General features: G+C 64.6%; 24 protein-coding genes. 19 read left to right on the top strand and 5 right to left on the bottom strand.

The window, feature by feature from the left end:
- The first annotated feature begins 176 nt into the window (after positions 1-176).
- The 19 genes from A9995_RS09735 (at position 177) to A9995_RS09825 (ending at position 15853) form a co-directional block, all read left to right on the top strand.
- Positions 177-1442: a sigma-54-dependent Fis family transcriptional regulator gene (locus A9995_RS09735; RefSeq protein WP_067612180.1), complete on the top strand. Its 1266-nt coding sequence runs from the start codon at positions 177-179 to the stop codon at positions 1440-1442.
- Positions 1439-1804 (top strand): flagellar hook-basal body complex protein FliE, encoded by a 366-nt coding sequence (gene fliE, locus A9995_RS09740; RefSeq protein ID WP_067612183.1) that lies wholly within the window; start codon positions 1439-1441, stop codon positions 1802-1804. Before A9995_RS09735 ends, fliE begins: the two co-directional genes overlap by 4 nt.
- Before the next feature lie 3 nt (positions 1805-1807).
- Positions 1808-3418 (top strand): flagellar basal-body MS-ring/collar protein FliF, encoded by a 1611-nt coding sequence (fliF, locus tag A9995_RS09745; RefSeq protein ID WP_067612186.1) that lies wholly within the window; start codon positions 1808-1810, stop codon positions 3416-3418.
- The gene (fliG, locus tag A9995_RS09750) at positions 3415-4434 is read left to right on the top strand and encodes a flagellar motor switch protein FliG (protein ID WP_067612189.1); all 1020 of its coding nucleotides are present in this window, start codon (positions 3415-3417) and stop codon (positions 4432-4434) included. The genes fliF and fliG overlap by 4 nt, the downstream gene beginning before the upstream one ends.
- Positions 4427-5002 carry a FliH/SctL family protein gene (locus A9995_RS09755; RefSeq protein ID WP_233998158.1) on the top strand — a complete coding sequence of 192 codons (576 nt, stop codon included), beginning with the start codon at positions 4427-4429 and terminating at the stop codon, positions 5000-5002. The genes fliG and A9995_RS09755 overlap by 8 nt, the downstream gene beginning before the upstream one ends.
- On the top strand, positions 4990-6321 hold the full coding sequence (locus tag A9995_RS09760; protein ID WP_067612195.1) for a FliI/YscN family ATPase: 1332 nt from the start codon (positions 4990-4992) through the stop codon (positions 6319-6321). Before A9995_RS09755 ends, A9995_RS09760 begins: the two co-directional genes overlap by 13 nt.
- Positions 6311-6694, top strand: coding sequence for a hypothetical protein (locus A9995_RS09765; protein WP_067612198.1), 384 nt, complete (start codon positions 6311-6313; stop codon positions 6692-6694). Before A9995_RS09760 ends, A9995_RS09765 begins: the two co-directional genes overlap by 11 nt.
- 56 nt (positions 6695-6750) lie before the next feature.
- Positions 6751-8076: a hypothetical protein gene (locus A9995_RS09770; RefSeq protein ID WP_067612201.1), complete on the top strand. Its 1326-nt coding sequence runs from the start codon at positions 6751-6753 to the stop codon at positions 8074-8076.
- A 36-nt stretch (positions 8077-8112) separates the two neighbouring features.
- Positions 8113-8700: a flagellar basal body-associated FliL family protein gene (locus tag A9995_RS09775; protein WP_067612204.1), complete on the top strand. Its 588-nt coding sequence runs from the start codon at positions 8113-8115 to the stop codon at positions 8698-8700.
- Positions 8697-9599 carry a FliM/FliN family flagellar motor switch protein gene (locus A9995_RS09780; RefSeq protein ID WP_067612208.1) on the top strand — a complete coding sequence of 301 codons (903 nt, stop codon included), beginning with the start codon at positions 8697-8699 and terminating at the stop codon, positions 9597-9599. Before A9995_RS09775 ends, A9995_RS09780 begins: the two co-directional genes overlap by 4 nt.
- A 1-nt stretch (position 9600) precedes the next feature.
- Positions 9601-9909, top strand: coding sequence for a flagellar motor switch protein FliN (gene fliN, locus A9995_RS09785; RefSeq protein WP_067612211.1), 309 nt, complete (start codon positions 9601-9603; stop codon positions 9907-9909).
- The gene (locus tag A9995_RS09790) at positions 9909-10193 is read left to right on the top strand and encodes a flagellar biosynthetic protein FliO (RefSeq protein ID WP_067612213.1); all 285 of its coding nucleotides are present in this window, start codon (positions 9909-9911) and stop codon (positions 10191-10193) included. The genes fliN and A9995_RS09790 overlap by 1 nt, the downstream gene beginning before the upstream one ends.
- Entirely contained in the window at positions 10190-10960 is a 771-nt protein-coding gene (fliP, locus tag A9995_RS09795) for a flagellar type III secretion system pore protein FliP (protein WP_067612218.1), read from the top strand. The genes A9995_RS09790 and fliP overlap by 4 nt, the downstream gene beginning before the upstream one ends.
- A gap of 5 nt (positions 10961-10965) precedes the next feature.
- A complete protein-coding gene (locus A9995_RS09800; protein ID WP_067612221.1) occupies positions 10966-11238 on the top strand; it encodes a flagellar biosynthetic protein FliQ in 273 nt (90 codons plus the stop codon).
- On the top strand, positions 11235-12020 hold the full coding sequence (gene fliR, locus A9995_RS09805) for a flagellar biosynthetic protein FliR (RefSeq protein ID WP_067612224.1): 786 nt from the start codon (positions 11235-11237) through the stop codon (positions 12018-12020). Before A9995_RS09800 ends, fliR begins: the two co-directional genes overlap by 4 nt.
- Positions 12017-13180 (top strand): flagellar biosynthesis protein FlhB, encoded by a 1164-nt coding sequence (locus tag A9995_RS09810; protein ID WP_067612226.1) that lies wholly within the window; start codon positions 12017-12019, stop codon positions 13178-13180. Before fliR ends, A9995_RS09810 begins: the two co-directional genes overlap by 4 nt.
- On the top strand, positions 13177-14595 hold the full coding sequence (gene fliD, locus A9995_RS09815; RefSeq protein ID WP_067612230.1) for a flagellar filament capping protein FliD: 1419 nt from the start codon (positions 13177-13179) through the stop codon (positions 14593-14595). The genes A9995_RS09810 and fliD overlap by 4 nt, the downstream gene beginning before the upstream one ends.
- Before the next feature lies 1 nt (position 14596).
- On the top strand, positions 14597-14977 hold the full coding sequence (locus A9995_RS09820) for a flagellar protein FliS (protein ID WP_067612232.1): 381 nt from the start codon (positions 14597-14599) through the stop codon (positions 14975-14977).
- A gap of 192 nt (positions 14978-15169) precedes the next feature.
- Positions 15170-15853, top strand: a complete 684-nt coding sequence (locus A9995_RS09825) for a response regulator transcription factor (protein WP_067612234.1) — start codon at positions 15170-15172, stop codon at positions 15851-15853.
- A 68-nt stretch (positions 15854-15921) separates the two neighbouring features.
- Here the strand turns inward: A9995_RS09825 and A9995_RS09830 are convergent, their stop codons facing one another.
- From A9995_RS09830 to A9995_RS09850, 5 genes are all read right to left on the bottom strand, one after another.
- Complete coding sequence (locus A9995_RS09830) at positions 15922-16647, bottom strand: sigma-70 family RNA polymerase sigma factor (RefSeq protein ID WP_067612236.1); 726 nt, start codon at positions 16645-16647, stop codon at positions 15922-15924.
- The gene (locus tag A9995_RS09835; protein ID WP_067612238.1) at positions 16644-18746 is read right to left on the bottom strand and encodes a flagellar biosynthesis protein FlhA; all 2103 of its coding nucleotides are present in this window, start codon (positions 18744-18746) and stop codon (positions 16644-16646) included. Before A9995_RS09835 ends, A9995_RS09830 begins: the two co-directional genes overlap by 4 nt.
- Complete coding sequence (locus tag A9995_RS09840) at positions 18743-19597, bottom strand: transglycosylase SLT domain-containing protein (RefSeq protein ID WP_067612240.1); 855 nt, start codon at positions 19595-19597, stop codon at positions 18743-18745. Before A9995_RS09840 ends, A9995_RS09835 begins: the two co-directional genes overlap by 4 nt.
- An 80-nt stretch (positions 19598-19677) precedes the next feature.
- Positions 19678-20013 (bottom strand): hypothetical protein, encoded by a 336-nt coding sequence (locus A9995_RS09845; protein ID WP_233998159.1) that lies wholly within the window; start codon positions 20011-20013, stop codon positions 19678-19680.
- On the bottom strand, positions 20010-20294 hold the full coding sequence (locus tag A9995_RS09850; protein WP_067612246.1) for a flagellar biosynthesis anti-sigma factor FlgM: 285 nt from the start codon (positions 20292-20294) through the stop codon (positions 20010-20012). The genes A9995_RS09845 and A9995_RS09850 overlap by 4 nt, the downstream gene beginning before the upstream one ends.
- Between the last annotated feature and the right edge of the window lie 54 nt (positions 20295-20348).

Raw genomic sequence — 20348 nt, forward strand, 5'->3', positions numbered from 1 at the left:
GCGGCAGCCGATAACCAGACCGACCGGTTCGGGCAGGAATTAAGGGAAAAATCGTTTCGGCCGCAGGGTTCCGTTAACCATATCCGTAATTCTACGGGGTCTAAATTTATCCATTTGTTCGACGTCCCGGGTGCAATTGACCTCCCGTCGGTAAGACATGCCACCAGGGGGCAGTGATGGACGGGATTACGAAGACCACGAATTTTGCGAAGCGGCACTCGGCGATCGAGTCCCGGCTGGCGGGAATTGCGTCGTCGCTCTTCATGGATCGGCCGGTAACTCTTGCCGATAACGGCGAGCCCGCAGCAAACCGCGACGCCCGCACCATCTCTCTCGCCCGCGGCGAGACAGCCGAATTCTCGTTCGCCGGCACCGGCGGCGCGCTTACCTATAAGGACCCGATCGCCGAGAGCACCATCGCGGCACTGGTCGCGATGATCTATGCCGGGCAAGGTCCGGTTGCAGCCGATCCTGCCTCGCTTTCGGTAATCGCACTGGCCGACCGGCTCGCCCGGACCGACATTCCGGTGCTGATCAACGGGCCGACGGGGACCGGCAAGGAAGTCCTCTCCAACTTCATTCATCGCCGCAGCGAGCGCAGGGACAAGCCGTTCATCGCCCTCAATTGCGCCGCAATCCCCGAAACCATGCTCGAAGCCATGCTGTTCGGCCACGAGAAGGGCTCCTTCACCGGCGCCAGCGCGGCGGGCGAAGGCTTTTTCCGCGCCGCCGATGGCGGCACGCTGCTGCTCGACGAAATCGCCGAAATGCCGCTCTCGCTCCAGGCGAAGCTGCTGCGCACGCTGCAGGAAGGCGAGGTCGTCCCGATCGGCGCGACCCGGCCGATCAAGGTCGATGTGCGCATCATTGCCTGCGCCAACCGCGATCTCCCGCTCGAGGTGGCCGAGGGCCGCTTCCGCGCCGACCTCTATTATCGCCTCAACGTCTTTCCGATCGCGATGCTGCCGCTGCGCGAGCGCCAGGCCGACATCGCGCCGCTCGCCTTTACCATGCTCATGCGCCATTCGGCCAAGGGCGACCGGGTGCCGTGGATCGATGAGGCCGCGCTCGCAACGCTGCGCGCCTATCCCTGGCCGGGCAACGTCCGCGAGCTCGAGAACGTGATGCGCCGCGCGCTGCTGCTTTCACAGGGTGAGGGCGAAATTGGTACGCAGCACATCATCTTCGACATGACCGCACGCGCCGTCGCGCCGACAGCTCCGACTGCGCCGATGGCGACCGAGACGGTCCCCGAGGAAGCGCCCGCGAAACTGTCCAAGATCGTCAAGCTGTCCGAAGCGCGCGCCATCATGGAGACGCTGGATTCGGTCGGCGGGCACCGCGCCAATGCGGCCCGCGTGCTGGGCATCAGCGAGAGAACCTTGCGTTATCGACTGGCTTCCTTCCGTGAAGCCGGCATTGCAGTGGGAGGCACACGATGAACCCCGTAGGCGGCATGGGCGGAGGCGGATCGATCGACCAGATCATCGCGCTGCGCCAGCAGATCATCGATCGTTCGAAAGTCCTGCAGGAACTGCACGAAGCCAAGCCGGCATCTCCGGTCGAAGGCGCGGCGCCGCAGGGGGCAAACTTCGGGGATTCGCTGCGCAGCGCACTCGACAATGTGAACTCGACACAGGCGCGCGCCAGCGGAATTACCGAAGCCTACGAGCGCGGCGAAGTGACCGATATCGCCAAGGTGATGCTGGCCCGGCAGGAAGCCGGTGTCGCCTTCGAGGCAACCCTCCAGGTGCGCAACAAGCTGTTGTCTGCGTACCAGGAAACCATGCGGATGGGCATCTAAGCCATGACCGGACTCGTTCCCACCGCGCCCACCGGCGGCGGCGCGCTCACCATGCTCACAAGCGGGTCCGGCTCATTCGCCGAACGCGCGCGCGGCTTCGCGGGGCAACCCTCGGTTCGCAAGATGCTGCCGTGGTTCGCCGGTACGGCGGGCCTTGGCCTGCTGGCGCTGACCTGGGCTACGCTTTCCCCCGCGCCGCAGCGCGTCCTTTACTCCTCGCTCGACGATTCCGGGCGAGCGGGCGTGGTCGCTTCGCTCGATCAGGCGGGCATTCCCTATGAGATCGACAATGGCTCGGGCACGCTCACCGTCAATGAAGACGATGTCTACCGCGCCCGCATGCTGGTCGCCGCCGATGGCTCGCTGGCGGCGCCCGCCAGCGGGACCGACCTGATCGACAATCTCCCGATGGGAGCCAGCCGGACGCTTGAGGGCGACCGCTTGCGCGCTGCGCAGGAACGCGAGCTCGTGCTCACCATCATGGAGATCGACGGGGTCGAGGCGGTCCGCGTCCACATCGCCAAGGCCGAGCGTTCGGTCTTTGTGCGCGACGATGTCGCACCCTCGGCCTCGATCATGGTGCGAATGGCTCCCGGGCGGCAGCTCGCTGACAGCCAGGTGAGCGCGATCACCAACCTTATTGCCGGATCGGTCTCGGGCCTGGCGATCGATGCGGTCAAGGTCGTCGATCAGCACGGCAAATTGCTGACCCAGGCCCGCGACCCGAACAGCGGCCGGCTCGACTTGCAGGCGCAGATGGAGGCGAAGCTCAACGCGCAGGTCGATCAATTGCTTGCCCCGATGTTCGGCGACAGCGCCTTCTCCTCGCAGGTCCAGGTCGAACTCAACATGGACGAGGTCACCTCGGCCCGTGAAACCTACGACAAGGACGGCTCGGTCCGCCGCGAAACCACGCAGCAATCGCAAAACGTCGCGATGCAGGCTGGCGGCATACCCGGCGTGCTCGCCAATGCGCCACCCGCCGATCCCGAAGCGCGCCCTGGTGCGCCCGAGGATGCCGCGCAGGAGGAGCCCAACGGCATTGGCGAAAGCAGCGCCACCCGGGTCTACGAGATGGGCCGCGAGGTATCGGTTTCGAACCTCACCCCCGGATCGATCAAGTATCTATCGGTAGCCGTCGCGATCGATCAGGCAGCGCTGGCCAAGGCGAGCGCAGCGGATATCGCCAAGGTGAAGGAACTCGTTTCCGCCGCGGTGGGCGCGAGAGTCGATCGTGGCGACCAGGTAACCGTGATGATGCGTGCCTTCGAGAAGGTCGAGGCCGAAGGCATACCCTTTTACGAAACCAGCTGGTTCGGCATGGCGGTGCGCAATGGCGTGGCCATTCTCGCGGTCCTGCTGGTCCTGCTTCTGGCGGTCAGGCCGGCAATCAAGGCATTGCGGGGTCCTGCTGCGGGCAATCGGGACGCCGAGGGTGGCGATGGAACGCTTGCCCTGGCTGGATCCTCGCAAGCGCTCGTCCCCTACGACCGGGAGGCGCTCGATAGCCAGATCGAACTCGCCCAGCGGATTGCGCGCGAAAATCCCGACGATGCCGTCCTCGCCTTGCGACGCCTGCTTGCCGAAGACGCCAGAGCGGGGGAAGCGGCATGAGCCTGACCACCCCCCTGCCGCTCGGCGGCACCGACAAGGCGGCGATCATGGTGATGCTGCTCGCCGAGGAGGATGCTTCCAAGATTCTCTCGCAACTGACCCCGGACGAACTGCGCCAGCTTGCGGGAACGATGTGTGGCATCGGCGAGGTACAACCCCAGTCGATCATCGACGCCATTTCGGGCTTCTCCCGCTCGACCGAAGGCAGCGGCATTGGCGAGCATGGCCGCGTGGCCAGCGTCCGACGCCTGCTCGAGGGCGCAGTGGGTGAGGTGAAAACCGAAAACCTCATGCGCCAGATCGCCCCGGGATCGGAAGACGAAGGTCAGCCGGCGCTGGGCCTGTTACGCTGGCTTGATCCGCAGATCATCGGCGAGATGCTCGCCGACGAACACCCGCAAGCGATTGCAGTGCTGCTGCTCCAGCTCGATACCGAAGTGGCGGCGGCCGCGCTTGCGGCCTTGCCCGAGCATCTGCACACCCCGGTGCTCCACCGCGTCGCGCGGCTCGGACCCGTTTCACGTCAGGCGATCTCCATTCTCGAACAGACGCTCAACGCCAAGATAGAGAAGCTTCACGGCACGATCCCGCTATCCATGGGCGGCATCAAGCGGGCGGCCGAAATCATCAACCGCTCGCACCGTAGCGTCGAGAAGCGCGTGATCCCGTCGATCGGCAAGGTCGACAAGAAGCTCGCCAAGGAACTCGAGAACGAGATGTTCAAGTTCGAGCATCTGTTTACGCTCGATGTGAAGATGACCGGTGTCCTGCTGCGCGAGATCGAGAACGACACGCTGATCCTGGCGCTCAAGGGCATCGAGGCCGAACAGCGCGAACAGTTCTTCGGCGCCATGTCCTCGCGCGCGGCAGACGGGTTGCGCGACGATATCGAAGGCCGCGGCCGGGTAAAGAAATCCGAGGTCGAACAGGCCCAGAAGGACGTGGTGGCGATCGCCAAGCGGCTGATGGCCGACGGCGAGATTATCATGGGCGATGGCGACGAGGACTATGTCTAGAATAGCCTATTCCGCTCTCGGCAAGCCCGGTGGTTTCACCCCAAGCGCTCGCTATGCGCGGGTCGTTGTCGACGAAGCTTTGCCCGTTCCGGTCGATACCGCGGCCGAGGCCTATCGCAGCGGTTTCGAAGACGGCCAGATCTCGGCCAAGGCAGATGCCGAAGCCCAGCTCGCCCGCGAACGCGCGGAGCGCGCGCAGATCGAACTCGCCTTTGCGCGCTTCGACGTGGAGAGCGCGCAGACGCTGCGCGAAACCTTGCGCGCCACCGTCCATGCGCTCTGCGACGACGCGGTTTTGCCGCTCGCGCTCGATAGCCAAGCGCTTGCCAGCCGGATTGAAGTGGCCGCGGCAATGCTCCAGCGCAAGCACGACCAGCGGATCATCCATATCCACCCCGAAGACCTTGCGCTGGTGCGCGACAACGTCCCGCCCGAACTCGAACTGCGGCCCGATGCGACGATCGAACGCGGCGGTTTGCGTGTCGAAACCGACGATGGCGGGGTCGAGGACGGCCCGCAGCAGTGGCGCCGTGCGATCGCCGAAGCATTCGACTCATGCGCGCCCTGATCGACTCCGTACTGACCGAGGCCGCTATGGCTCCGCTCGATCTGGCCCCGCGCCGTTTCGGGCGAGTGGTGGCCTGCGACGGCGGGCTGATCGAGGTCTCGGGGCTGGGCGTGCCGATCGGCAGCCTGTGCCGGATCGCGCAGGGCAACAGCACCGAACACCGCGCCGAGACCATCGGCTTCCGCAACGGCCACACCATGATGATGATGCTCGGCGATACCGTCCTGCTGCGCCCCGGCGCGGTGGTGCGGCCCGAAGGGCAGCCGGGCATGCTCTATGTCGGCGAGGAATTTCTCGGGCGTGCCGTGGATGGCTCGGGCAGTCCGATCGATGGGCGCGGACCGGTCGGATCGACCATTGCCTGGCCCGCGGGCGGGCACCGCGTCAGCGCGCTCGACCGTTCGCGCGTAACCGAACCTTTCGACAGCGGGATTCGCTCGCTCAACGCGCTGACCACTTTCGGGGTTGGGCAGCGGATCGGGATCATGGCCGGTTCGGGCGTCGGCAAATCCGTGCTGATGGACATGATCGTCGAGGGCGCGCAGGCGGATGCCGTCGTGGTCGGCCTGATCGGTGAACGCGCCCGCGAAGTCTCCGATTTCGTCGGTCGCCATATGTCGGGACCGCGCGCCGCCGCCACCGCGATCGTCGCGGTCCCCGCGGACCATGCCGCCAATCTGCGGATGCGCGGTGCGTTGCTTGCAACTTCGCTGGCAGAACATCTGCGCAGTCAGGGCAAGCGCGTCCTGCTGATCCTCGACAGCCTGACCCGCGTCGCGCATGCCGCGCGCGAAATCGGGATTCTTTTACGCGAGCCCGGCGCGGCGCGGGGCTACCCGCCATCCGCACTCGCCACCATCACCAAGCTGATCGAGCGCGCGGGCAATTCCGGGGAAACCGGCGGCGCAGTGACCGGGGTTTATACGGTCCTCGCCGATGGCGACGACCAGAACGATCCGGTCGTCGACACCGCTCGCGCGATCCTCGACGGACATATCGTGCTCTCGCGCGAGATCGCGCAGCGCGGCCAATATCCCGCAGTCGACGTCGGCGCTTCGCTCAGCCGGGTGATGAACGATATCGTTTCGCCCGAACATGCGAAGGCCGCGCGACGGTTTCGGGCGTTGAGCGCCACCTATGAGGCAAACCGCGACCTCGTCATGATGGGCGCCTATCGCAAGGGCACCGATGCCCTGCTCGACGAGGCGATCGCGCTCAATCCGAAGATGGTCGATTTTCTCTCCCAGGAAGTCGGCAGCCATGTCGATATCGCTACGGCGGCAAATGCCATGAACGAGCTCGTCGCCGGTGAAAATTGATCCTCGAAAACTCAAACGCGCGCGGCTGGTCGAGCGGATCCGGGCCGTCGAACGCAGCCGCTCCGCGCTCGCCGCGTCGGAGGCCGAGGCGACCCGTCGACGGCTGTTCGGAGTAGCCGAAAGGACTCGTTCGCTCGCAGGCCATTATGCAAGGCAGGACGGCGCGATGATCGGTACCGATCTGCGCGGTGCGAAAGCGATGCAGGACCAGCTGCAGCAGCTCTGCGCGCTGAGCGAACAGCATGCCGAAGAGGCCGAGTTGCGTTCCGAAGCGACCATGGACGAACTCGCAAGCGCGGAGCGCCGCATGCGCCGTGCGGAAGAGGACAGGCGCAGCCTGGCCCGCGCGATCGTCGCCGATCTGGAGCGCTGAGTCCAAGATTGGCACGGTTCTTGAAGAGAGAGCCGTGAACAACAAACGGACTCACGATGATCGCGCTTCCTTCCTTCCTCGCCACATTCGACAAGCCGCAAGCGAAGTCCGTATCGGGCGAGGCTGAAGCGCCGGAAAACACGGAAAACGCAGGGAACGACGGCTTCGCAGCGCTTATCGCGCAGCTCATCCAGATCGTTCCGGCAGCGAACGGGCAAGACGCCGAGGGCAGCCTTTCGGCAGATGGCGAGAGCGGCAACCCGGCAAGCGGCAAGATCTTGCCGGTCGACAGCCACAACCTTGCCGCTGCAACCGCAGGTCCGGTCGCCAGCCAGGCGCTCCCCAGCACCTCGCCGGTGCCGGTCTCGGCTGCACTGATGAGCTCTTCCGCCACGATCATATCCTTCCAGCAGGCGCAAACGGCGCAGGCCGCCAAGCAGGGCGAGCCGATTGCTCAGGGCGCAACGGACGCCGATGTTCCCCAGGCGCCAGCCAAGGAAGGCCCCGTTTCCCAATCGACGCCGCGAGCGGATCAAATCCGCATGACCGTCTCGGTCGCACTTGCCGAAACGGCAGCGCTCCGCACCGCAGCGCTGCAGGATGCGTCTCCGCCGGTCGAGAAGCAGCTTGCCCAAGCGCTTGCGTCGCAATCGGGCGAGCCCAAGCATTCGGGCCGCGATCCGCAGACCCAGACACCCGCAATGGCAGAGCGGTTTCAGTCGGGTCGCGCGGCAGCGTCGGAGAAAGAATTCGGTGCAGGCGAACGTCCTGTCCAGGCCCCGGGAGCCGAGACCGCGAGCGCCGCCGCCCGTGCGATCACATCGGGCGATACCGGCAAGTCGGCCGCAATGCCGGTCGCCGCTGCTCCAGAACTCGCTGCACCGACCAGGGGTGACGCGATGCGGATGGCCGCTGCAGCGCCAACCAACGCCATGACCTCGGTCGAAGGTATCGAACGATTGGTGGAGCGTCTCTCGGTAGCGCGCGAATTCGATATGACGAAATCCGCGAGCATTTCCGTGACGCATCGCGAGTTCGGGGCGCTGACGGTGACCTTCGACAACGCCCGCAACGGCCTCGACGTCGAAATCGCGGCGAAGGACAACGACATGCAGCGGGCGCTGGCTCAGGCAGTTGCCGCCGATCGACCGACCTCGCGCACCGGCGAGCCGTTCCACCAATCGCTCCAGCAGAATGCGCAAGCCGCCTCCGCCGGCTCCGAGCGCGGCGCGGGTTCGACAGGGCAGGGTGCCACGTCGTCGGGCGCCGGATCGGAAGGCGACCGGTCGCCAAACCAGCGCGACCGCGATCTGCCTTCCCCGCCGCAGGACCCTCGCAATCCCGCACGCCCTTCGCCCGGCGACGACGCGCTCTACGCCTGATCAACGCCAATATTTCTGAACCAATAGGATCGCTCAATGTCGGACGACAAATCCACCGCTGACCCAAAGCCCAAGAAGAAGGGTGGCTTCATCAAGGCTGCGCTGTTCGGTCTCGTCCTGCTCGGCGCGGGCGGCGGGGGCACCTATGCCGCCTTCGCCAGCGGCATGATCGGCCAGCCCGCCGAAAAGGCGGAAGATCTCAAACCCAAGCTTGTCCTGAAAGGCGCCAAGGATCCCTTTCACTATACAGTCGACGGCAAGGACAAGGACAAGATCGAAATCGTCCACGGGGCGGGCGGCAGCAAATATCGCACCGCCTATTACAATTTCGACGACGAGTTCACCTCCAACCTCGCCGGTGGCGCGGCTTTGATCCAGATCAGCGTCGCCGCCTCGACCCATCATGACGGCCGCGTGCTCATGTGGATGCACGAGCATGAGACAGCGCTGCGCTCGCGGATCCTCGTCGAACTGGCTTCGACCGAGGAAGCCGAGCTGATGGGCGTGTCGGGCAAGGAGCAGCTGCAGGTGCGTCTCGCAGCGGCGATCAACGAAGTGCTCGAAGAGCGCGAAGGCTTTGGCGGCGTCGCAAACGTCTATTTTCGTTCGCTTATCATCCAATGATCAGCGCGACCTTCCCCAAAGCGGCGGCGCGGGCTGCCAGCCACTGCGACGAGCTGCTGAGCCGCGCTGCTACCCCGCCCGACTTCGCCAACGAGTTCGAGCGTTTCGCCCGGCAGTTCGCGGAGCATGCGCAGTCCTCGCTGGGTGAGCTGTGCGATTGCCGCAACCTGCAGGCCGAAATCGGCGAGATGGCGCAGCTTCCCGCGAGTGACTGGCTGACCCAGGTCGCCACCGGCAGCGTCCACTCCTTCTATGCCCTCGGGCAAGAGCGCTGCGGCATCCTCGTGTCTACGCCAGTTGCCGATCTGGTCGCCCAGTTCGAACGCATTCTTGGCGGGACCGGGGAGATCGAGGAAGACTATGCAGTCCTTCCGGCTTCGGCGGCGCGGTTCGCGCAGCAGTTCGAAGACCGCATCGCCGAGACGCTACGTTGCAGCTGCGACCGGCGCGAGATCGCCGCTTCGGCCAGCGGTTCGGTGGTCGATCAGGTCGCCCCGTTCGAGCCCGCCGAGCGCATCTGGACCGCGACGCTCTCGGTAACGCTTTCAGGGGGCAAGCGGGCCTGGCGGGTTCGCCTCGCGGCCAGCGAAGCGATGCTGGCGAAGATCGTCGGCTCGCGCGCGGTATCGCCCGCCACGGGTCGCACGATTGGCGCACGCGGCCTCGAAGGCTCGGCGATCGCCGAGGTCGAGATGCCGCTTCGCGCAGTGCTGGTCGACGTGCCGATGTCGATCGCCCGGCTGTCACAGCTTTCGCCCGGCCTGCTCATTCCCGTCGCGGTGCATCGCAATGTCCCGCTGCTGATCGGCAATACCATCATCGCCCACGGAACCGTCGGAGAAATCGACGATCACGTGGCGCTCGAACTCACGCAAACTTCCATCTCGAGGGATAACTGACATGTCGCTTCATTCAGACGGCTTCGGCCTCATCCAGGATATCGACGTCCGCCTCACGGTGGAACTGGGGCGCAAGCAGATGCGTCTGCGCGACGTGCTGGCGCTGGGCGAGTCGAGCTTCATCGAGCTCGATCGCCTCACCGACGAGCCGCTCGATATCCTCGTCAACGGCAAGATGATCGCGCGCGGCGAGGTGGTCGCCCAGGGCAACCGCTTCGCGATCCGTGTGCTCGAACTCGTCGGGGCTTCAGGCCACACTGGTTCAGGATCCAGCATGACCGCCGAACCCAGCGTCGAAGTGCATCAGTAATGTTCTGGTACGTAGCAAAACTGCTGATCCTGCTGCCGCTCATTTGCGGGATGATCTGGGGCGCGCTGAAGCTTGCCAAGCGGATGCAGGGCCAGTTCGGCGTCCCTGCAGGTGGCGAGAAATCGGTCAAGATCGTCGAGACCACCATGCTCTCGCCCACGCTCCGCCTTGCAGTGATCGAGTTCCACGGTCGCGAAATCCTCGTGTCGACCTCGCGCAACGGCTTGACCCTTCTCGGCGAAGCCCCGGCGCGGACGCGAACCGAAGTGGGGCCGGTCCAATGATCGCTCGCCTCGCCAGGATGGGGGCGGCGCTAGCCGCGATGACCTATCCAGTTATCGCCCAGGCGCAAACGGCCGCCGACGGTGCGGTCCCCGGTGCGCTCGACCGCGCCTTCGGACAGCTCTCCGGGGCAGGGGGCGAGCCTCTGAGCATGTCGCTTCAGCTCTTGCTGGTCATGGGGTTGCTCACGATCCTGCCGGCGCTGCTGTTGATGATGACCAGCTTCACCAGGATTATCATCGTTTTGGCGATCCTGCGTCAGGCGCTCGGCCTGCAGCAATCCCCGCCGAACCAGGTCCTCCTGGGGATCAGCCTGTTCCTGACGCTGTTCATCATGGCGCCGACGCTCGAGCGCGTGAACGAGACCGCCATCGCCCCCTATTCGGCGGGAGAAATCGGCGCCGAGGTGGCGATCGAACGCGGCGGCGACCAGTTCCACGCTTTCATGATCCGCCAGACCCGCGAATACGATCTCAGGATGTTCGCCGACATCGCGGACGCGCCGCAATTCGCCAGCCCGCAGGAGGTACCGTTCTCGATCCTGCTACCGGCCTTCGTCACGAGCGAGCTCAAGACCGCGTTCCAGATCGGCTTCATGCTGTTCCTGCCATTCCTCGTCATCGATCTCGTCGTTTCGAGCGTGCTGATGAGCCTTGGCATGATGATGATGAGCCCGATGCTCGTCTCGCTTCCCTTCAAGCTGCTGCTGTTCGTCCTTGTGGACGGCTGGGCGCTGCTGATGGGCTCGCTCGCGTCAAGCTTCGCGTAGCCGCCATGGACGAAGCATCCTCCCTTCTCGCGCTCGCCGATCGCATGCTGTGGATCGCTGCACTCGTCGCGGCACCGGTCTTGCTCGCCAGCCTCGCCATCGGCCTGGTAATCGGTCTGGTCCAGGCTGCGACGTCGGTGAACGAGCAGACGCTCACCTTCGTGCCAAAACTGGCTGCGGTGGCATTCGTCATGGTCATCTTCGGCGCCTCGATGATGGCGTTGGTAAGCGATTTCATGCTGGATATCTTCACCGAGATCGCACGGATGGGCCGGTGATCGGCCTCGACTTCGGCTTCGGTGCGCTCGAGCAGGACATGTGGCGGGTCGTGTTCCTCATGACCCGGATTGGCGCTGCGTTGCTGGCTGCTCCGTTCTTCGGAGCGGCCTCGGTACCGATGACCGTGCGCGTCGCGCTCACCGGGGCCCTGGCCATCTTCACATCGATCTGGCTGCCAGCGATCGAAACCCCCGCAGCGCTACTATCGCTCGATGGATTGCTCGCGATCTGCGGGGAGGTCATTGTCGGTCTGGCGCTCGGTTTCGTGCTGCAGTTGGCCTTCGCCGCTCCGACCATCGCCGCCGAATTGATCGGCGGCGGGATGGGGATGAGCATGGCGATGGCGAGCGACCCCATGGGCGGCGGCACAACGACGGCGTTCGGGCAGTATTTCCTCATTGTCCTGACGCTGATCTTTCTTGCGACCGGTGCCCATTTGCACTGGATCGCGCTGGTGACCGAGAGCTACCAGGTGTTTCCGCCCGGCGAGACCTGGCTGGGGCCCGACCGTTTCCTCGCCATCGCCGGTTTCGCAACGAGCATGTTCGAGACCGGATTGCGGATCGCGCTGCCAGTCGTTCTGGTCCTGCTGCTGGTCCAGGTTCTGACCGGCATCCTGAGCCGCTCGGCACCTTCGCTCAACCTTTTCGCGCTCGGGCTTCCGGCGGGCGTCCTCGCCGGGATCGCCGCGCTCGTGATCTCCGCCCCGCTGATTTATGACCAGTTCCTCGGGATCGTCGAGCGTTCGCTCGAGCAGACCGAAAGCTTGATGATCCGATGAGCGAGGAAACCCCCGGCGAAAAGACCTACGAGCCAACCGAAAAGCGCCTCGCCGACGCCGCCAAGAAGGGCGACGTCCTGCGTTCCAAGGAGACCGGCACTGCCGCTGTCATGATTCTGGGCGGCGCCTGGCTGACTTTTGCGGGACCCTGGCTTCTTGGCGATCTCGGCGGTCTGATGCGCGAGGCTTTCCTCTTCGATGTGCGCGACTTAAACGATTACAACGTCACCATATTGATGATGGAAGGGCTGATCCTGTCGGTGATCGCCATTCTCACTCTGGCGGTCCCGGTCATTATCGTAACGCTTCTCACCCAGCTCAGCTTCGGGCGCGGGCGGTGGGTGGTGGGCAATCTTGCTACGAAGGGATCGCGGATCAATCCGCTTTCCGGTCTCAAGCGCATGTTCGGCCCGACCGGGCTCATCGAAATGGCCAAGGGGTTGCTCAAGGTCGTCCTGCTCGGGGCGATCGCGCTGGCTTGGTGGTGGTCGAGCATCGACACCGTGGTCGGCCTTGGTCGCGGCTCGCTCGAGCTACAGCTGGCCGCAGCCTGGAAGGCGGTCGTCTCGCTGATCTTTGCCCTGTCGGGCGGCCTCATCGTCATCGCGATGATCGATCTGCCGGTCATGTGGCTGCGCCAGCAGAAGCGGCTCAAGATGAGCCACCAGGAAATGCGCGACGAGAACAAGGAAGCCGAGGGCTCGCCCGAAATGCGCTCCGCTCGTCGCCAGCGCCAGCGCGATATCGCGACCGGTTCGGTGATGGGGGCGATGCGCGAGGCGCAATTCGTCATCACCAATCCGAGCCATTTCGCGGTCGCTCTGACCTACGACCAGACCAAGGCATCGGCGCCGATCGTGCTGGCCAAGGGCAGGGGCGACAAGGCCATGGCGATGAAGGAACTGGCGCGCGAAATGGACCTGCCCATGCTCGAATTCCCGCAGCTGGCGCGATCGGTCTATTTCACCACGCGCGAGCGGCAGGTGATCTGCGAGGACCTCTATGGCGCGATCGCGTCTGTCCTTGCCTATGTGCTCTCGCTCAAGCGCGGAGAAACGCCCCAACCTCCGCAGATCGATGTGCCGGTTGCGTTGCGTTTCGACGCCGATGGTCGGCTGGCCGTTAATCCCGCAGCCGCTGCGCCGTTCTCAGAACGATGAATGTTCCCCCCTCCTCGATCGCAACCACGCTGGGTATCGGCAGCGGTATCGACATGGCCGGGCTGGCAGTCCAGCTGGCCGAAGCGCAATTCGCGGGCCGCAACGAGCGCCTGACTGCCAAGTCCGAGACGCTCGAACGCCAGATTTCGCTCGCCGGATCGATCCGCAGTTCGTTCTCGGTCTTCGCCAGCGCGCTGGGCGACCGCTTGCGGACGGGCGATCTCGCGCCGGTTCCGAACATCAACAACCCTTCGGTCGCCAGCGTCTCGAGCCCGCCGGGCTCGCTTGGCAAGGGCAGCTATTTGCTCGAGGTCAACAGCCTGGCGAGCAATCAGACGCTGACCGGCCCGGTCTATGCTTCATCTGCCGACATCGTCGGGGCGGGCACGCTGACCATTCGCTTCGGTGCGACGTCGAATGCCGGTTTTACCGAGAATACGGCGCGCCCGGCATTAGCTCTGGAAATCGCACCCGGCGCCAGCTTGGCAGACGTGGCTCAGGCGATCAATTCGCAGAACGCCGGCCTGACCGCCTATGTCGCGCAAACCTCGGCGGGCGCCCAGCTGGTCATGAAAGGGGCCGAAGGCCTTGAGAACGGGTTTGTCCTGGAAGCGACCGAGGACGGCACCAATCCCGGGCTATCCGCGCTCGCCTGGCAGCCCGGGGGCGATCCCACGCGGCTGATAAAGGCCTCCGCGGACGCCGAATATCTGCTCGATGGCCTTCTCCGTCGCAGCAGCAGCAACACCATTCCCAACGCCGCGCCCGGTCTGTCGCTATCGCTGACGGGCCTCAACGCCGGCGCGCCAGCGACGATCGGCTTCGCCAATTCGAACGGCGCGATCTCCAGCGTGATGCAGGACATCACCGGCGCGCTCAACGAGATTGCGTCCGAACTGCGCGCAGCGACCAATCCGCTCGGGGGCGATCTGTCGCGCGATCCCGGCGCCCGCGCGCTCAGCCGGAGCCTGTCGGCGCTCGGCTCGACAATCATCATGCCGGGCGCTCCCGAAGGATCGCCGCGCACGCTGGCGGAACTCGGGCTGGCGATCGAGCGCGACGGCAGCTTTCGCTTCGACAATGCCAAGCTGTCTCAGGCGCTTGAACGCGACCCCGCGGGGGTGGCTGCAATGTTCACCACCGGGATCAACGGTGTCTACTCGACAATCGACAAACTGGCCCGTTCGAGCAGCGTGTCGAGCGACCCCGGCTCGCTTGCTGGATCGATCACGCGCTACCAGTCGCAGTCGCAGCGGATCTCGAGCGACCTGACCAAGCTGGCCGAACAGCAGGAAACCCTGCGTGCCAGCATGGTCGCGCGTTTCGCCAAGGCCGACAGTCGCGTCGCAGCTTCCAAATCGACCCTGTCCTTCCTGCAGTCGCAGATCGACGTGTGGAACGCGCAGAAAAACTGACATGCTGGCCCGCTCGCAACCCGCCGACGCCTATCGTGAGGCCAATTTCGACGCCCGTCTGATGGGCGGCAGCCGCGACGACCTGGTAATCTTCTGCATCGAAGACCTGATCGCCAATCTCGGCGCGCTCGAAATCGCCGAGGCGCGCACCGACCGGGCGGCGCGTAGCAAGGCGCTCACCCGCTGCGTGACCGCGCTGACCGCTCTGGAACTGGGTATCGATCGCGGAGCGGAACTCGCGACCAGCCTGCTGCAATTCTACGGGGCCGCCAAGGTGTCGTTGCTCGACTCCGTTCGGGAAACCGACCTGTCCAACATCGCTGCCATGAAACAGGATTTTCGCGACATCGCCAAGGCGATGCAGGCGGCCAGACTCCCCTGAATCGAAAATAAATTTCGATCCGAAACTTTTCGATTGCGATGCGCGAATCGATTGGGCTAACGATCCTTTACGGACATGGTTAACAAATCTTAACAATGCCTCCGTCAGTGGGTTGGCTTGCTCTAGCCTGCTGAAAAGATTGAATGCGTCGGGTTCGTATTTCTGGACGGGGTAAGCGGGGGCTTTTCATTGATGTCGAAAGTGTACGTCGTCGATGACGACGCAGTGCGACGCGCGCAAATTTGTCGGCTTCTGGCGGGCGAAAATATTCACCCCGAACCGTTCGATTCGATCAACGAGCTTCTCCAATTCATGCCGTCGCAGGGATTTATCCTCGTCCACGACCAGGGCGAGGGGGTATTCGAATTGGTCCAAAGGCTCGAGCGTGGAAGATGGCTGCCTGTCATTGCCTATAGCGATCTGCCGGAAACCGCCCGGATCGTCAGCGCCATGCAATCAGGTGTCGCATCCTATGTCACCTATCCACTGACAGCCGTGGAATTCCGGCGCGAATACGACAAGCTCAACAGCGCCTTCGCAACCAAGTTCGCCAAACAGCAGCGCTCGACCGCCGCGCGCAAAATGCTCGAAACGCTGAGCAAACGTGAACGCGAGATTCTCACCTGCATGCTCGACCATGGCACGAGCAAGGCGATCGCCCGCCATCTCGGGATCAGTCCGCGCACCGTCGAGGCACATCGCGCAAGTCTCATGGCGCGGCTAGAGGTACGCACTGCGGCCCAGGCGATCCGGATCGCGGTCGAGGGCGATGCCTTCGGTCTGACGGCCGAAGTTTCGACGCTTCCGGACAATGTTACGTTGGGAATCGCCTGTCACGACCGTTACGAAGAGCTGGTCGAGCAAGTTTCCGCGTAAGTAACGGTTTGATCGACAAGCGAAAGTTCAGGGCTTCGTCGGTACATGCGCGCAGGCACCGCGGGCGTTCAGTCGCGGTCCGCGGCAGCGATGCTCAGGCGAAGCTTCTCCAGCGCAGCGGATTTGAGTTGATGGACGCGGGGAACGCTCACTTCCAGAACCGCCGCGATTTCGGTCAGATTGAGTTCCTCCACAAAGTGAAGCTTTATCACGAGCTGCAAGCGTTCGGGCAGCGCGGCGATCGCCTGCGCCAGGCCAGCGCGGTCCTCTAGTTGCAGCAAGCTCGTTTCGGCATCGGGGTCCTCGCACCGAAAGGCCGGATCGCTATCCGAATAGCAATCCTCGATCGAGCTCATCGAAGTATGGATCTGGCGGCGGGTGTCGTGGAGTTCTTCGAGCGAAATATGCATCGCGCGCGCCAGTTCGTCTGCCGAGGGTTCCCGCCCGAGCTCGCTACGCAACGCATCGGTCGCCTGCTCGAGCTTGCGCCGCATCTGCAGGGCGCCGCGCGTATGATGCGATTGCGACCGCAACAGGTCTATCATCGCGCCGCGCACCCGCATCTTGGCATAGGCGGCAAAGCCATCGTCGCTGGGGCGGTCGTGACGCTGCGCGCATTCGGTCAGCGCGATCAGTCCGGACTGCATCAGATCGTCAAGATCGATCGAACCGCTGCAGCTGCTCGCGTAATACCACGCGAGTTTGCGCACCATCGGCAGGAATTGCGCGACCCGATCGTCGATCCCGCTGGCGTAGGCGCGGCGCGCGTTGAAGTTCGAATGGTCGTGTTTCATGCCGCGAGAGCCTCCGTGTCATGGCCAAGTGCCGCGGGTTCTTCATGGGTTTCGCCGCCGACAACCGCGATCACCTCGATCGGTTGCGTAGGCGGGAGTTCGGTAATGGAGAGCACTGTGCAGCCCGGTGCGCGCATCTTGAGCAGCGCGGCGAGCGCCCGGCGGGCGCGCGGCTGGACGATCAGCGCGGGCTGAGTGGAGCCCGGTTCGCGGCCCGCCACGATCGCGGCGATGCGTTCCCCGATCGAGCGACCGAGGTCGGGCTCGATGAGGAGCTCGCCGGAAGCGGGGTCCTGCATTCCGCTCACGACCATCTCCTCGAGCTGGGCGGCAAGGGTGATCACCGGCAGCTTGGTATCGGGTGAGCAGGTGTCGCCGAGCAGCATTGCGCCCAGATCGGCGCGGATGATGTCGATTAGGCGATCGTGCTCGCCGGTCTGCTGGGCAGCGAGCGACAGGCTGGAGAAGATCGGCAGGGCATGGCGCAGCGAGATGCCGTCGGCCAGCAGCGCCTTGAGAACGCGGGTGACTGCGGCGAGCGAGAGCGGCTGCGGCGTGATCGTCTCGATGAGTTGGCCATGGCGCCCGCGCAGGTGATCGACGAGATCGCGCACCTGGTCGGGGCCGAGCAGATCCTGCGCGCGGGTCGCGATCAACTGGTGGAGCTGGGTGGCGATGACGCTCTCGGGATCGACGACCAGATAGCCTTCGGCCACCGCGAGATCGCGCGAGCCGGGATCGATCCACAGCGCCGGGCAGCCGAAGCTTGGGTCGACCGTGGCCTCGCCCGGCACCGCGTGAGAATGCATCACTTCCCCGGTGTCGATCGCCAACAGCGAGCCGGGCTTGAGCCTGCCGCTGCCGATGGGTGTGCCGCCCAGCGTGATGCGATAGCCCTCGGGGTCGATCTCGAAGGTGTCTTCGATACGGAATTGGGGAATCACGAAGCCAAAGGCCTGGCACATCTGGCGACGCAGGCCGGTCAGGCGCGCAATCAACGTCGCGCCGTGGCGCTCGTCGGTGAGGTGGATCAGCCCGTAGCCCAGCTGGATGGTAACCATGGTCTGGTCGGTGACATCGTCGATCGAGATCCTCGAAGGATCTGGCGCGACAACCGGTTCGATGAAGTTCTCGACCGCGTCGCGCCGGCTCTTGAGGGCGCGCCAGAGCAGGAAGGTGCCGCCGGCAAGCGGCAGGAAGATCGCCTGCGGCATCGCGGGGATGCATCCGATCGCGAACAGGATGCACGCGACCGGCAGCCAGATCTTGGGATCGGCCAGCTGGCCGCCGATCTGCCCGGTGAGGTCGCGCGTGTCCGAAACACGGGTGACGATGACGGCGGCGGCGATCGAGAGGAGCAGCGAAGGAACAGAGGCCACCAGCGCGTCGCCGATCGCCAGCGTGATGTAGAATTGTCCAGCCTCGCCCATCGACAAGCCGTGGGTGGTCATTCCGAGCACCAGCCCGGCGATGATGTTGATGAACAGGATCAGCAGCGCCGCGACCGCATCGCCTTTCACGAACTTGCTGGCACCATCCATCGAGCCGTAGAAATCGGCCTCGGTGGCGATTTCGCGGCGACGCGCCTTGGCTTCGTCCGCAGTCAGCAGGCCCGCGGCAAGATCGGCGTCGATCGCCATCTGCTTGCCGGGCAACGCGTCGAGGGTGAAGCGCGCCGAGACTTCGGACACGCGGCCAGCGCCCTTGGTGACCACCATCAGATTGATGATCATCAGAATCAGGAAGACGAAAATACCGACGGTGAAATTGCCGCCGATCAGGAAGGCGCCAAAGGCCTCGATCACCATGCCCGCAGCGGCCTCGCCTTCGTGCCCGTTGAGCAGCACGATGCGTGTCGAGGCGACATTGAGCGCAAGGCGCAGCAGCGTGGCAAACAGCAGGACCGAAGGGAAGGACGAGAAATCGAGCGGCTTCTGTGCATTCATCGCGGCCATCAGTACCGAAACCGACAGCGCGATATTGAGGACAAAGAACAGGTCGAGCAGGATCACCGGGATGGGCATGACCATCAGGAGGATGATCGTGAGGATCCCGACTGGCAGAGCAAGGGCGGGACTGAATATCTGACGCACGTTCACAGGCCGAATGCTCTCAATTTGCCATAGGCGGTCGCGATGGTCTCACTGGCGCGGCCCCCCATCGGGGCACCGGCGTTGCCAAAGGTGGATTTGAGCGTTTCCGACATCGAGGGTCGCGACGCGGCGGCTGGCAGGGCCGGGGAAGACCCGGCCGAACCCGAAAAGCCGTGCTGGCCGAAATTGCCCTGCGCGGCGAAGGCAGCGAAGCGTTCGGGCGCGCCGGTCACGCCGCTGGGCATCGGACTGTCGCCATAGGCGGAGGCCACCTTGTCGCGCATCACCGCCATGACTTCGCCGACCGACCGCGCGCGGCCGCCATCGTAGAAGATCGGGCGGTTGGCGCGCGCGGGCTGCGGCATCAGGGCTACCGCGGACTGGTCGGGGTTGGCACCCAGCGCGCCGAGGAACTTCTGCGCTCCGCCCAGACCGAGGAAATGCGCGAGATAGAGTTCGGAGGGTTCGGGTTCGCGACCAAGCGTGACCCGCAAGCCATCCGCATTCTCGCGGGCGAGCTCGGCAGCCATCAGTGAAGACGCGTCGGCATCGTAGCGCAGCGACATGACCTGTGCACGGGTGGCGGGATCGGCGATCCGGCCGCCCGGGCCGATCGCCTGGTCGGCCCATTCCATACCGTGCTTCGAGCCATGGCGGTCGACCATCCGTGTCCATGTGGAATCGATGAACTGGAAGAGGCCGGTTGCGCTGGAGGTGCCTGCCTTGGCTTGCGGGTCGAGGCCGGATTCCAGCTTCGCCTGCGCCAGCAGATAATTGAAGTCGACCCCCGTGCGCACCGAAGCGCGCGCGATGGCAGCCTGCACTTCTGTGTGTTGAACGGAATTGACGGTTGGCACGAAACCTCCGGGGATTGCCTTCCCGGATGTTCAGCAAGGTCCGTGCCAAACCCCTTGGTCTGGCCGAACCCGTTCAGGCGTCAGGCAAGTGCCACGCCTCCGCTGCGGCGCGGCAGCGCGGTGTAGGAATCGCTGGTGTTGGTCAGCGTACCAAGGCGATTCTGGACGTTGGAGGCGATGAGGTTGCGCAGGCGGCGGTTGATCTCGTTGAGCCGCCGGACCGCGTCGAGCGCGCCAAGGCATTCCTCGTCGAGCTGCTCGCGCTCGACCGCTTCGAGCTTGGCGCACAGATCGAGTTTGCCCGAGGTGGATCGGACGATCCCGTCGAGGTCGAGAGCGGCAAGCGCCTGCCGTTCGCCTTCGAGAAGGGCAACCATTTGCCGCAAGGTGGCGAGCGGGCTGGAGGTCAGGGTCATTTGCTGATCGTCCCGTAGAGGCCGGCGGCGATGATCGCATCGGCGATTTCGGTGGGGATGAGGGGATAGCGGTCGTCCGCGAGAGCCTTGCGGATCTCGGCGACGCGATCGTGATCGACAGGGTGCTCGCCTGCGGTGACCCGCGCGGTGGCAACCGGAGCTTCGGATTCGCGCGTCTCGGAGGCGGCTTTTTGCGAAGCGGAGATCCGCTGCGCAGGCGCAACGGATGCGCTCGCGCGCTGCACCGCTCCTGCAATTTCCGGCAATCCGACAATACGCATCGTTTCGCTCCACTATCTGGTCGATATGTAGAACGGCGGATGCTGCGCGGATTT

It is taken from the genome of Erythrobacter sp. QSSC1-22B (genome assembly GCF_001678665.1).
Taxonomy (GTDB): domain Bacteria; phylum Pseudomonadota; class Alphaproteobacteria; order Sphingomonadales; family Sphingomonadaceae; genus Qipengyuania.